Origin of the sequence: Acinetobacter sp. UBA5984 (assembly GCF_002429925.1) — a bacterium.
Classification (GTDB): Bacteria; Pseudomonadota; Gammaproteobacteria; order Pseudomonadales; family Moraxellaceae; genus Acinetobacter; species Acinetobacter variabilis.
The window spans coordinates 1-14,827 of sequence record NZ_DJBE01000082.1 but is presented as its reverse complement, the minus strand read 5'-3'; the positions used below and the strand labels follow the sequence as shown (position 1 = coordinate 14,827).

Here is a 14,827-nt window from a genome sequence, read left to right as displayed (position 1 = left end):
TTAATTAAAGGTTTGAACATGAATACCAGTAATATTAAAAAATACGCACCGCAAGCACGTAACGATTTTATCGCAGCGATGCGCAAGCAGGCCGCCAAATACGGCATCACCGCAGACAGCATTCTACCGGCAGAACAGAAAGGGGACTTGCTGCTGATTGGCGATCAGGTTTTTCCGCTATCCGTCATGAAACCTCGTGAGAAGCTGATCAAACGCATTCAAACTAGCAGTTTTGAGCAGACGATTGATTATATTGCTTACAGCTGGTTTAACCGTCTCTGTGCGATTCGCTACATGGAATGCAAAAGCTTACTGGATCATGGCCGCCGTGTGTTGAGTAGTGCTGATGGCAGTGCCGGCTTGCCACAGATTCTGGAAGAATGTTTGGATATTGACCTACCAGGTTTAGATGCCAGCCGTGTGGCTGAACTCAAACTGGATGGCAGTAAAGACGAAGAACTGTATCGTGAGCTATTACTGGCCCAATGCCATGCATTGAATCAGGTCATGCCACTCTTGTTTGAACAGGTTTCTGATGAGTCTGAACTACTGTTACCGGATAACCTGACCAAAACCGACTCTTTGATCCGTGATTTAGTGACCAGTATTCCGGAAGAAGATTGGTCGGATGTGCAGATTATTGGCTGGTTATATCAATTCTATATTTCTGAAAAGAAAGACCAGGTGATTGGTAAAGTCGTCAAGAGTGAAGATATTCCTGCAGCGACACAACTCTTCACCCCAAACTGGATTGTGAAGTATTTGGTGCAAAACAGTGTTGGTCGTCTATGGATGATGGCACAGCCAGAAAGTATGGTTGCCAGTGAGTGGGAATACTATATTCAGCCGGCTGAGCAAAGTAATGAAGTCAATGCACAGTTAAAACAGCTGATTGATGTGCGGATCAGTGAAGATGGCGATACTTTAAACCCTGAAAGCATTACGGTACTGGATCCGGCTTGTGGTTCGGGGCATATTCTGGTGGAAGCTTATGACTGCTTAAAAGCGATTTACTTAGAACGTGGCTACCGGAGCCGTGATATTCCACGTTTGATTCTGGAAAATAACCTATACGGCATTGATATTGATACCCGTGCAGCACAGCTCTCTAGCTTTGCACTATTAATGAAAGCGCGTGAAGATGACCGCCGTTTATTTAGTAATCCACCGAAGCTGAATATTATTGCACTGCAAGATAGTCAGCCAGAACGACTGGATGCATTCAGTCAGGATTTGGCAAGTACCGGTATTGAACAGGCGGATTTAAAAGAACTGTTGGAGCTATTTGAACATGCTTCGACCTTTGGTTCTTTGATTCAAATCCCTCAAGCATTCTCCAAAAAGCTGTCTGATTTAGAAACTAAGCTCAATACAGCATTAGAGTCAGGAGATATCTTTAGTCAACAGTCAGCACAAGAGTTATTGCCTTTAGTACAGCAAGCTAAGTTACTTGCTAAACAATATGATGCTGTGATTGCGAACCCGCCGTATATGGGCAACAAGTACTTAAATCCAAACCTTAAAACCTATTTAAAGAAAAATTATCTAGGCTATGAAAAAGATTTATTCTCAGCTTTTATGATCCGAGATTTGCAGCTAACTAAAGAAAGTGGACAGCTTGGCTTTATGTCACCTTTCGTTTGGATGTTTATCTCTTCTTATGAAAATCTGCGTGCTCACTTTATTGATCAAGCAACAATCACAAGTTTGATTCAGCTAGAGTACTCTGGTTTTGATGGTGCAACGGTACCCATTTGTACATTCACATTGGCTAAGTCACATGTAAGTAATTTTATGGGGTCATATATACGTCTTTCTGATTTTAGAGGTTCTGAAAATCAAGCACCAAAAACATTAGAAGCAATTAATAATCCGGAGTGTGGTTGGTTTTTTAACGCAAAACCCGATGAATTTAAGAAAATTCCAGGTAGTCCAGTGGCGTATTGGGTGGAATCGTGGAGCTATAAGTTATTCGAAAAATGTAACTTACTTAATGATAGGGCTGTAAAGGGATTAGATACCAATGGTTCTATAGATTACTTTTTACGAATGTGGCAAGAAATTAGTATAAATAAAAGTTCAATATTAGGAGGGAAAAAATGGTTTCCATTAGCTAAAGGGGGAGAATATCGTAAATGGTATGGTAATCATGACTATTTTATTAATTATGAAGAAAATGGAAAGCAACTACGTGAAAATAAAGCTAATTTAAGAAATTCTGAAAAATATTTCCAAGAGGGTCTAACTTGGACTGTAGTTACATCAGGTGGATTTAGCGTCAGGTATTTACCTTCTGGGTTCTTGTTTGACCAAGGAGGGTCCGCGATTTTTTCTAAGAATGATGAATTTAGTTGGATGAAGTTATCAGCATCATTGAACTCTAAGTTAGGCAGAATGATTGCTAAAGATTTATGCCCAACTTTAAATTTCACTACAGGTGATGTTAATAAGATTCCAGTTCTAGTCGCAGACAATGTCCAAATAAATGCTTGTAAAGCAGTAAATTTAGCTAAATTTAACTGGGATTCCTATGAAACTTCATGGGATTTTACTCAAAATACAGTTATTCGTACTCAGCAGCTAAATTTAGAACAAGCTTTTAACACATGGCAACAACAAAATGCTGAAGCCGTGGCTGAAATGAAACATCTGGAAGAAGAAAACAATAAGCTGTTTATTGATGCTTACGGTTTGCAAGATGAATTGACGCCAGATGTACCGGATGAGCAAATCACTTTAACTCGTGCCGACCGTGAAAAAGACAGCCAGCGTTTAGTTTCTTATGCACTTGGCTGCATGATGGGGCGTTATAGCCTGGACAAACCAGGCTTGATCTATGCTCATGCAGGCAATCAAGACTTTGATGCCAGTCGTTATCAAACATTCCCAGCCGATGCTGACGGGATTATTCCATTGACTGAAATGCATTGGTTTGAAGACGATGCAACACATCGTATCCAAGAGTTCTTAACTGTGGTTTGGGGTAAAGACACACTGGATACCAATATGCTGTGGTTGGCAGAAAGCTTGGACAAAAAAGCCAGTGAAACCGCTGAAGATACCATTCGCCGTTACTTAGCCAGCAAGTTCTATAAAGACCACATGCAGACCTATAAAAAGCGTCCGATCTACTGGTTATTTAGCAGTGGTAAACAGGGGGCTTTCCAGGCGTTGGTGTACTTGCACCGCTATAACGAGAGTACTTTGGCACGTATGCGTACCGAATACGTGATGCCACTGATTTCAAAAATGGCAGCCTATGCTAACTCTCTAGAAACTGCCAAAGAAAGCAGTGACTCTGCGGCTGAAATCAAACGTATCGAGAAAAAACTGCAAGATTTGCATAAGCAACAAGCTGAACTCAGTACCTTTGAGGAAAAACTGCGTCACTATGCCGATCAGCGTATTGCACTGGATCTGGATGATGGGGTGAAAGTGAACTACGGTAAGTTTGGGGACTTGTTGGCTGACGTGAAAGCAGTGACGGGGGAGAAATAATGAGAGAAACATTTTTTCAGCATATTAACTCCGAAGTTTTGTGTGAGATTATTGCTCAAACCAAGAAATCACTCTGTTATGCGGCACCAGGCATTCAGAAAATTCCAGCTGCAGAAATTGTTGCATTGTCTGAGAACATAGGTCCTGAACTCATCTCGGTTTTTTTAGACATCGATGAGAATGTCCTACGTATGGGATATGGCACTTTAGAAGCGATAAAATTGTTGCAGGATAATGGAATTAAGATTCAGCATATTTCCGGTTTAAGAAACGGTTTGATAGTCAGTGATGACATTGGATTTAGCTACACTCCGACCGCACTTTTTTTAGAAAAAGAACAAACGGAAGCACCAATTTTGAATGCTATGCGTTTAATGCCTGACCAAATTAAAGAGGCGATGGCACGCTTATCACCTGCTTCAAAAGCGATTGCTTTAGCACAAGCGCAGACAGAGAAGGAAATTAAACATATCCAAGAACTGGTTACAGAAATACAGCCAGAGAAATTGAACGTCAAAAATTTAGAAGAAATTCAGCAAAATTTAATAGCTGCACCACCAGTTAAGTTTGATATAGCACGCCAGGTACGTGTATTTCAGCCACATTTCCAATATGTAGAGCTAAGTTTAACAGGTGCTGCTATTCAGAGAAATAAACTCAATCTTCCTCGTTCGATTCAAAAAATAGGTATGGATAAGGAATTAGAGGGGCGGCTAAAAACCACTTTTGATTTGCTAGATAAAAATGGTAGTGCTTCTTCTAAAGATTTAGAAAAAGAGTTGAAAGAAATCCGAGACAATTTTACGCCATCATTAGGTAAAAACCATGGTCGGGTGATTCTTAAAAAGTCCTTATCGATATTTGAAGAAAGAATAGCTGAGCTAAGGACTAAAATAGAGGACCATCAAAAATCATTGGCTGGTCATCTTGAAGAAGAGCTAGAAAAATCAAAAGAAATGATAGTTAATTATTATTTACCTATTGTTCAGAAGAATATACCTGACCATCTATACGGGACGTATGGGGATAATCCCACTGAGGAAAATATTAAAAAGTGGTTAACTCGAGAGCTAAACAAGACATTTCCAACAGCTGAATCATTAGTGCAGAAGATTCAATTGGATGTGAATTATAAAGATGTGACGTTTGATACATTAAATAGAGAAGATTTCTTAGGAAGTATTCAAAAGGCTTATCCTGATGAGGATTGGGAAAAGACTTATAAAGAATTTCGTGCAGCAGGAGAAAGTAAATGAATTTAAGCCAAATAACACAAGGCTTAGAACAGGCTTTCTTTCATGAAAATCACCGAATTGTTTTTTGGTACGATGCTGAACAGTCCTTTAGCGACGAAGTACAGGCATTAAAGTTGAATGATGTCCATATTTTAAATATGGCAGAAGAATCCAGCCTTGCGATTAAGCTTAAACTGGAACTCGAGGATCAGCAGGGCAAATACTTGCTGTATTTCCCAAGTCCTGAGCCTGAAACCGAAAAAGACTGGTTACTGGACATCAAGCTGTATTCACGCAGCTTCTATGCCGATCGTTTCTCGATTATCTTTAATGAGCTCGGTTTACAACAACAAAGTTTAAGAGAACATCTGGCTAAACGTGAAGAGTTCCTCAAAGCCAAAGCCCGTCTGAGTACATTGAAACGCTATATCCAGCCTGATGCAGATGCACAGGATCTGGATATGGCCATGATTGCAGCTGTGGTCAAGGCCGACAGTGCCGAGCTGATGTATATTGTTCTGGCGCTGGCAGATGAAATGGTACAGCAGAACCTAGATCTGGAAGTCAATCCAGAATCCTTTGCTGAACTGGAAAAGTTCCAACTAGTGCCAGCTTTAGTCACAGCATTACAGGCGGAAATTGGTTATCCAGCATCGGTTGAAGAATTGAATGGGGAAGCACCATTCAAGCTCGGTACGTTCTTTATCCGTTTGATGACTACAGGTTTCTGTGAAAGCCTGGGCGATATCCCCGTATGGGCTCAGGAACTGGTGATGTCATCTGTCAGTTCACGTGCGACGGCTAGAGCCTTCTTGTCACGCTGGAGAGACAGCTCCAAATACTACCCAACCTTTGATAAGCTTTCCCAGAGCGTGGCCAATGCACTGCGGATCCAAGAAAAAGTCGGGGCTTTTGATCTGGAGCAGCTGCTCGATGTCATGACTTTTGAAGTGATTGAACAAAAGATCATTGTTGATTTGGCCAGTCATATCCCTGCAGCAGCCAAAGCTGAACTGGAACATTTCAGAACGATTATTTCTACCCGTCTGGATGGCTATTGGGCTTCCAAACATAAGGACGATGCAACCCGCCGTAAATACCGTACCGTCTATACCGCGTTGCAGGCAGCGATTGAGCTGTTCAGCCTGCGACTGCTGTTTGATGCCGGTTTCTATTTCGACTCTAGCGAAGCCTTGTATAAAGCCTACGAGCAGGAGTTGTATCGCTTTGATATGGCCTATCGCCACTACAGTGCTGCTTCTCAACGCGCTCATGTCGATATCCTGAAAAAACTCGATGAAGAAGTCGAAAATTGCTATTCCTACTGGTTTATTGACCACTTGGCACGAAACTGGGGAGAGCGGGTTGAAGCTGAGCAACGCTTGAATGTCTGGAAAGTGGCAGATATCCCAAATCAGCAGAACTTCTACGATACTCACGTCAGACCCTTACTCAGTTCTGCAACGAAACGCCGTATTGTGGTAATTATCAGTGATGCTTTCCGTTATGAAGCTGCGGTAGAGCTGCGTGATCGTATTAATGAAAAGCGTTATTCTGAAGCAACCTTGTCTTCACAGCTGGGCGTTGTCCCAAGTTACACCACACTTGGCATGGCCTCGTTGTTGCCGCATCAAACTTTGGAGTACAAAGAGGCCGCAGGGGATGATGTTTTAGTAGATGGGCAGTCCAGCAAAGGGACTGCAGCACGATCCAAAATTCTGGCTGCCTATAATGGATTGGCAGTAACCGCTGAAATGGTAAAAGGCTGGTCGCGTGATGAAGGCCGTGAAGCGCTGAAAGACCATGAGCTGATTTACGTTTATCACAACGTGATTGATGCACGTGGTGACAGCGCCTCGACAGAATCAGAAACCTTTATGGCTGTGGAACATGCCATTGAAGAGCTGACTGAACTCAGCCGTAAAATTTTAATGCACTTCAATATTTCTACCTTATTGATTACCGCTGACCATGGCTTCCTGTTCCAGCAAAGTAAACTGGAATCTGCGGATCGTTCAAGCTTGACTGAAAAACCTGCCAATACATTGAAGAGCAAAAAACGCTATGTGATTGGGCATGGTTTACCAGAGAGCAAGGAAGCATGGAAAGGCTCAACCCAAGCTACGGCAGGCACATTATCTGCGACTGATTTCTGGATTCCAAAAGGGGCGAACCGTTTCCATTTTGTAGGAGGCTCACGTTTCGTGCATGGCGGCATCATGCCTCAGGAAATCGTAGTGCCTGTACTAACGGTAAAACAGCTACGTGGTGAAAAGGCTGGACAGCGGACCAAGCGTAAAGTTGAGGTCATTTCTACCAAATCCACGCTGAAGATGGTCAATAACATCCAGAAGTTTGACTTGATGCAAACTGAAGCTGTCAGTGAGCTGGTCATGCCAGTGACTTTATCCATTGCCATTTATGATGGGGATCTTAAAGTTTCCAGTGAAGAAACTTTGACTTTTGATAGCAGTACCGACTCTGTTGCCGATCGGGTCAAACAGGTCAGACTGTCATTGTCTGGCACTGATTTTGACCGTAAGAAAGATTACTTCCTGGTACTGAAGGACAAAGACCTGAATATTGAAATGCAACGCTACAAGGTCACCATTGATCTAGCATTTACCGATGACTTCTTCTAATAACGAATTAACGATAGAGCGTAGCCTACATGGAATCTGCTAACGATAAAGAACTGGATCAGCTGCTGAATGAACACTTTGCTGGGCGGGTGGTACGTAAGGATTTGACTAAACTGATAAAAGAAGGGGCTAACGTTCCTGTCTATGTACTCGAATACCTGCTAGGGATGTATTGTGCCTCGGATGATCCTGAGATCATTGAGCAGGGACTACGTAACGTAAAGACCGTGCTGGCAGAGAACTATGTACGACCTGATGAAGCTGAGAAGGTGAAATCCCTGGTTCGTGAACGTGGCAGTTATAAGGTCATTGATCGGGTGACCGTAAAGCTGAATGAGCGTAAAGACAAATACGAAGCATCATTTAGTAATCTGGGCATCAAAGATGCCGAAATCTCGGCAGGCATCGTCAAAGAGTATGAAAAATTACTTGTTGGTGGTATCTGGGTCATTGCTACGCTCAGTTATTATTTTGAAGAAGGACAAACCAATTCTCCATTTGGGGTGAGCTTACTCAAGCCGATTCAAATGCCGAATATGAATATGGATGAACTCTTCAGTGGCAGAGCAGCATTAAGCACTGATCAGTGGCGCGAGAGTTTAATTCGTTCGATCGGCATGGAACCGGCTTCGCTAAAAGAGGACGTGCAATGGCACCTATTAGCGCGTATGGTTCCGTTCGTTGAAAATAACTATAACGTCTGTGAACTGGGACCACGCGGTACCGGGAAAAGCCATATTTACAAAGAGTGTTCACCGAATAGTATTTTAGTCTCTGGTGGGCAAACCACCGTGGCCAACCTGTTCTATAACATGAGTAGCCGACGTATTGGTCTGGTGGGCTTATGGGATGTGGTAGCTTTTGATGAAGTCGCTGGTATTTCCTTTAAGGACAAAGATGGCGTACAGATCATGAAAGACTACATGGCCTCAGGATCTTTTGCCCGTGGTCGTGAACAGATGGAAGCCTCAGCTTCGATGGTCTTTGTAGGTAATATTAACCAAAGTGTTGAATCCTTGGTAAAAACCAGTCATCTATTGGCTCCTTTTCCGGAAGCCATGATTGATTCTGCATTCTTCGATCGTTTTCATGCTTACATCCCCGGCTGGGAAATTCCCAAGATGCGCCCGGAGTTCTTCACCAACCGTTATGGTCTGATTGTTGATTATCTGGCTGAATTCTTCCGGGAAATGCGCAAGCGCAGTTTTGCGGATGCCATTGAGAAGTACTTCAAACTTGGTAATAACCTGAATCAGCGCGATGTGATTGCCGTTCGCAAGACGGTTTCTGGATTGATGAAGCTGCTTTACCCACACGGTCAGTTTAATAAAGAAGATGTACGGCAATGCCTGGAATATGCACTGCAGGTGCGCCGTCGGGTCAAAGAACAGCTGAAGAAAATTGGGGGGATGGAATTCTATGATGTGCATTTTAGCTATATCGACAATGACACCCTAGAAGAGCATTTTGTTTCGGTAAAAGAACAGGGTGGTGGCGGACTGATTCCCGAAGGTCCTGCTAAACCAGGCTTCCTGTATACCATCGGGCTGAGTAATAAGGGCATGCCAGGCTTATACCGTTTAGAACTTCAAGTCACCAAAGGTTCAGGAAAGTTGGCGACATCTGGCTTATGGAATTCAAGTAGTGCCAAAGAACAGGTCAAGATTGCTTTTGACTACTTCAAGGCCAATGCATCCCGGATCTCGGGGGGCAGTAAGGTGCTGGAACATGACTTCCACTTACATGTGGTGGAGTTACAGAATACCGGGCCGCTCAGCCATCTTGCCTTGCCAAGTTTAGTGGCTTTCGCTTCAGGCCTGTTAGGACGATCGGTACAAAGTCAGATGGTGGTACTGGGTGATATGAGCTTGGGTGGTTCTGTGACACCGGTGGAGAGTATTGCCGAATGTTTGCAAGTTGCTTTTGATGCGGGTGCCAAGAAGGTTGCTTTGCCAATGAGTAGTGCCGCAGATATCCCAACGATTCCTGTGGAACTGTTTACCAAGTTCCAGACCAGCTTCTATGCAGATCCGGTAGATGCTGTGTTTAAGGGGCTAGGGGTGGATTGAATTGATTCTGTATAAATCAGTTAAAGAGAAAAGCTTTTGAAATGATTAGGAAATATGAATCACATGAAGGATTTAATAACAGCTATTTTGGTTAAACAGCCCAAACTTACTGCTAGAGAAATTGCCAAAACTCTTGGTATTGAAAAGAAAGAAGTGAATGCTTTTTTATATCAAAATCAAGATATATTTTCACAAGATGAAGCCTTTTGCTGGTCTTTAGCTATAATTCCGTCAGTTAAAAAATTAGAAAGACCAATGATGAACTCTGAACTTGAATTAAATGATATTGTTAAAAATAAACTGATTCAATTGTTGGATTATGTATCTCATCAAGCTGAGGATACTCAAAAAATTCAATATGAAATGAGTGGTAATAGATTTTATTCTCATGATCTAGAAAAACTTCGTGGCTTAAAAATTCTGAATGATGACGATTGGTGGTTCCAAATTGAACGATTACAGCTTCAATCGATGCCGAAACCATCTGAAATACTCTCTTCCTACATTCATGTAGATGCCGAAAAAGAACCCACTGTTAATTTTTCTAGTTTAAATAAGATTGTATCTTTCAAAAAAGTTCATCAATTCCGCTTGCCCTACATTAGTGTGGCATGTGATTTGATTACTAAAATTGACATACTTCAGGAGCTGTTCAAAGAATTCGAAAGCTATCAAAATATTTGGGAAGATTGGAAACAAAATAACGATGAGATTAAAAAATCTATTGTTGTTTACGATAAGTTATTCTCATGGAATACAGCGATTAATTTAGGTGGAACAGGTGATGGTGAAGAAATTGTTGCAGGCTTTGGCTTAGTTGACTGGGTACTTCCAACGACTCAAAAATCTTACTCATATCCTCTTATTACTATCCCATTAGAAATGGAGATAGAAAAAAATGGATTAATACGTGTAGGTGCCAAAGATACACGTGCCAATATAGAAATGGATGCCATCTTATTAGAGGATGATCTGCCTACTTCAGGACAAGTAAAATTAGCTTTAAAAGAAAACTTAAATAATGGTCGCTCATTACGCCTATTTGAAGGCGAAACTTACTCTGATCTAGTTGATGCCTTCGTCGCGAATATTTTTTCAAAAGGAGCAATTGTTGAGGCAGAAAATAGGGCTATACCATCTAAAAGTCTAGCGGTAACATTAACATCAGTATTGTTTAGTCGTCCTAAAAGGAATTCTATTTTAAGTGATGACATTGAGTTATTAAAAACTAAACTTAATGACCCTTCAGTGGCTATACCTGAACAACCTTTATCGTTAGTGACAGAATTAAAAAGCGATATTAATCAAAAAGAGACTTATAGTTTTAGGGGGCGTTCTGGTACTGAAGGATTCGGATCAAAAGTTGAAGAGCTTTATTTCCCGCTGCCTTATAACAAAGAACAAATTACTATTGTCCAGAATCTGCTAACCAGCAGTGGTGTAGTGGTGCAGGGTCCACCAGGTACAGGTAAAACACATAGTATTGCCAATATTATCTGTCACTATTTGGCGAATGGTAAAAAAGTACTGGTAACTGCACAGCAGTCACATGTCCTTAAAACAGTACATGAAAAGATTCCTGATGAATTAAAGCCTTTAGTAGTCAGTCGCATTGGTTCAAGCAAAGAAAGTAAAAATCAGCTTGAATCTTCAATCGATTTGATTGTGCAAAAAATTACCCAGATGAATGTTGCAGAAGTTCAAAAAACGATCGAAGTTCTAAAACAACAAATAGATTATAACCATCATGAAATGGCTTTGATTGATCGAGAAATATATAACTTTGCAGAAAAGCATTATCAGAATATTGAGGTAGATGGTAATAAAAAATTACCTATGGATATCGTGAAAACGGTATTAGAAAGTAGGGTATCTTACGAATGGTTTACCGACCAATTAACTTTGGAGGAAAAAGACCAGTTTCCTTTTTCCCAGATTGAGTTGATTCAATTGAGAGACTCAAGAAAGAAAATCGGTACAGATTTACCATACATAAATTATGGTCCTCTGCCAGCTCCTGAAAAGCTGTTAGATTCGGCGAGTCTGAAGAAATTAAGTGAGTTCTTAAAAGAAAAAGATGAGATTGAGGAATTCTTAAAGCAAAATGACCTACATAATTTCAAGGAAACTATTTCTGAATCAGAAATTAATGAGCTAAGAGATTGGTTAAAGATTTATCTAGAAGATCTAAACTTTGTTCTTGATCATGCAGAACCATGGTTATTGAGCTATTTCAAGAAGATAAATGCAGAAGATAAGGCTATGGAACTTGATATCTATAGTAACCTTATTCAAGAAGTTCAGCCTTTATTGGAATACAGGAAAACGCTACTAATTGATCCCATAGAGCTGAATTTTGAGATACAACCAAACTCAAAAGAATATCAAGCTGTTCAACGTGCTGTTGATACAGGTAAGCCATTTAATTGGTATCATTTTGGTACTGCTGAATTACAAGACCTTTTTAAGTCAATTAAAGTTTCTGGAAAATATCCTGATACATCAGATGAATGGAAAAGACTTAAAGAATATCTTGATAGAAAGCAGACTCTTAGCATCTTTATGAGCAAATGGAATAGTATTGCCGCACAATTAGACATTCCTTTAATTGAGTTAAATAATCGTAATATCGATGAAATATTAAAAGAGTTCACGCAGCTCATCAGTAGAACCCAAAAATGCCTAGATTTAAAAAATAAATATTTGGATCTATTTAATGCGAATTATTTAAAAGTTTTTAAGAGAGCTAAATCTTTTGATTTCTATGGATTACCTAAAAATATTGATGACTTGATTCAATTGTTAGGGCAGAAGTTAAAAATATTTAATTTAGAAGTCTATCAACAACAACTGGCTGATCAAATCCTTTATTTATCAGAGTTTGGTAATAAGATATCAAATCAGTTACGAAAAATTGTATCTCAGATTGATTCCAATTCATTACATGAAAGTGAACTTGGAGAGTATGCTGATCTATTAAAAAAATTATCACATTTAAAAGATCTAACTGAGGATTTTGAAAGAGTTAAATCCGCCAGTATTAGATTGAGTAAAACAAATGCTTTGATTGTTAGTAAAGACATTCTTGAAATTCCGTACGCTGAAGAAATTGAGGATCCTGTATTACGTAATACATTGCTAGAGGCTTGGGAATGGAAACGTCTTGAGATTTTTGTAATGGCCATTAGTAATACAGGTCAAATTGAAAATTTGTATGAGCGCCGTCGTATTCACGAGAAGAATCTATCACAAAATTATGCTCAATTGGCAGCAAACAAGACATGGCTGGCATTAAAGGAAAATGCCTCAGATAAAATTTTAGTTGCATTACAGCGTTATAAAATTGCTGTACAACACTATGGAAAAGGGACAGGTAAGAATGCTCCACGTTATAGAAAAGATGCTCAAGTAGCCCTTAAAGAGGCAACAGCAGCTATTCCTTGCTGGGTCATGTCACATCTTCAGGTATCTGAATCTATGCCTGCTAAATTAGGCCTCTTTGACTTAGTGATTGTGGATGAGGCATCACAATCATCAATTGACGTATTACCTGTTTTAATGCGTGCTAAAAAATTATTAGTAGTGGGGGATAATAAACAAGTTTCTCCGAGTAATGTCGGTCTAGCAAGTGCTCAAATTGATGTATTAAGAAATCGTTATCTACATGGTCAGCCACATGCTGCATATTTAACACCAGATATGTCTTTATACGACATGGCTTCTTCTATCTATGAGTCAAGTGTGATGCTTCTAGAGCATTTCCGCTGTCATCCTGCGATCATTAGTTACAGCAATAAAAACTTTTATGGTAACCGTATTAAGCCAATGCGATTATCGAAGAAATCTGAGCAGTTAAGTCCAGCTTTAGTCGCAATTTATACACCGCAGGGGTATAGAGAATCTAAAAATAGCAAACATATTAATCGAATAGAAGCGAAAGCAATTATTGAGGAAATGAAACTTCTTCTTAAAGATGAACGATACACGAATAGATCAATCGGTGTGATCTCATTGTTGGGACCGGCGCAGGCTGAGTTCATTCAATCAGAAGCTTTGAATGAATTTGGTGCAGGTACTCTTACCCAAGTTCAATTTGCTTGTGGGGATGCTTCAGCATTTCAGGGTGCAGAAAGAGATATTATTTTCTTATCTATGGTAGCAGATCCTCAGAATTGTCATGCTTTGAGTCGATCCGATCATGAACAGAGATTCAACGTGGCTGCAAGCCGTGCCCGTGAACGGATGTATCTCGTCCATTCCGTGAGTCGTGATCATATATCTCCAAAAGATCTAAGGCTGAATTTACTCAATCATTTTTATGATTTGCAAGAAGATCAAAAAGCATCATTTGAAGCAAAATTAGACTTGTGTGAATCGGAGTTTGAAAAATCTGTATTTACGACACTTCATGAAATGGGTTACACAGTTACTCCACAGATTAAGGTTGGAAGCTATCGAATCGATTTAGTCGTTGAGTCAGATGGTGATCAGCGTTTGGCTGTTGAATGTGATGGTGATAGCTATCATGGGCCAGAACAATGGCATGATGACATGACTCGTCAACGTGCTTTAGAACGCGCAGGATGGACATTCTGGAGATGCTTTGCATCGAGTTGGTCCATTGAACGTGAAAATATGATTATGTCATTAAAGGAAAAACTTGATGTAATGGGTATAAAACCTACACATGGAATGAGTAGCTTAATTCAAGATGTAGAACACAAAGTGTGGGTAGATGACGAATCTGAAATGAGTGCGGAAAGTGACATCGACAAAGATTTGTTAATTGTTTAATTGTACTAGCTTGTATTTAAATGGATTCGCTAGCGGACATTTACGTAACTAAAGATTACAGTAGTAATCTTTAGTTCCTGAAATTTACTTGGGTGAAAAATGGGTTAAACATCTTTATTTTTATCAAAATAAAGATGAAGTTACCTTTGATTTCAACTTCTACCACCTTTTTTAAATAATTTTTATATTTTGGATTTATTTAACTTCAAGCACTAAAAATAATGAAAAACCGAATTTGTAAATTCGGTTTTTAAGCTTAAGCATGTAACACGGGCTGTGTATCTTGTTTTAAACTTTTTACAGCAGCTAAAAAATCTAGTTGCTGTGCTTGAATTTTCTCAACCCGATTAAACTGATGTTGAAACTTTTTTAAATATCTAACCCTAAGTTTTGATTTTGCATGAGATCTAACGCAGTTCTAACATCCTTTTGTAACAAATCCAAAGCAAAGGTTTGACTGCTCCAAAGCAAAGGTTTGACTGCCACCATTCTCCTAGATAAATATCGTCTATTCTTTTTGTATACAGAGAACATTGAATAACTAAAATCCTTAACTAATTATATCTTATAGGACTTACGCATTGACGGA

5 protein-coding genes are annotated in these 14,827 nt (G+C 39.9%); all 5 read left to right on the top strand.

Annotated features, from left to right (window positions below; genetic code table 11):
• Positions 1 to 18 precede the first annotated feature (18 nt).
• The 5 genes from pglX to B3J29_RS13760 all read left to right on the top strand — a co-directional run bounded on the left by pglX (position 19) and on the right by B3J29_RS13760 (position 14,238).
• A complete protein-coding gene (gene pglX, locus B3J29_RS13780; protein ID WP_286965892.1) occupies positions 19 to 3,498 on the top strand; it encodes a BREX-1 system adenine-specific DNA-methyltransferase PglX in 3,480 nt (1,159 codons plus the stop codon).
• Entirely contained in the window at positions 3,498 to 4,754 is a 1,257-nt protein-coding gene (locus B3J29_RS13775; RefSeq protein ID WP_286965889.1) for a hypothetical protein, read from the top strand. Before pglX ends, B3J29_RS13775 begins: the two co-directional genes overlap by 1 nt.
• Positions 4,751 to 7,375, top strand: coding sequence for a BREX-1 system phosphatase PglZ type A (gene pglZ / locus B3J29_RS13770; RefSeq protein WP_286965888.1), 2,625 nt, complete (start codon positions 4,751 to 4,753; stop codon positions 7,373 to 7,375). Before B3J29_RS13775 ends, pglZ begins: the two co-directional genes overlap by 4 nt.
• 29 nt (positions 7,376 to 7,404) lie before the next feature.
• The gene (gene brxL, locus B3J29_RS13765; protein ID WP_034680344.1) at positions 7,405 to 9,444 is read left to right on the top strand and encodes a protease Lon-related BREX system protein BrxL; all 2,040 of its coding nucleotides are present in this window, start codon (positions 7,405 to 7,407) and stop codon (positions 9,442 to 9,444) included.
• A gap of 63 nt (positions 9,445 to 9,507) precedes the next feature.
• A complete protein-coding gene (locus B3J29_RS13760) occupies positions 9,508 to 14,238 on the top strand; it encodes an AAA domain-containing protein (RefSeq protein ID WP_286965885.1) in 4,731 nt (1,576 codons plus the stop codon).
• Positions 14,239 to 14,827 lie beyond the last annotated feature (589 nt).

What these genes read in the sequence shown, in the direction of transcription:
- pglX (WP_286965892.1), top strand. Translation starts at nt 19, where the DNA reads ATGAATACCAGTAATATTAAAAAATACGCACCGCAAGCACGTAACGAT.
- B3J29_RS13775 (WP_286965889.1), top strand. Translation starts at nt 3,498, where the DNA reads ATGAGAGAAACATTTTTTCAGCATATTAACTCCGAAGTTTTGTGTGAG.
- pglZ (WP_286965888.1), top strand. Translation starts at nt 4,751, where the DNA reads ATGAATTTAAGCCAAATAACACAAGGCTTAGAACAGGCTTTCTTTCAT.
- brxL (WP_034680344.1), top strand. Translation starts at nt 7,405, where the DNA reads ATGGAATCTGCTAACGATAAAGAACTGGATCAGCTGCTGAATGAACAC.
- B3J29_RS13760 (WP_286965885.1), top strand. Translation starts at nt 9,508, where the DNA reads ATGAAGGATTTAATAACAGCTATTTTGGTTAAACAGCCCAAACTTACT.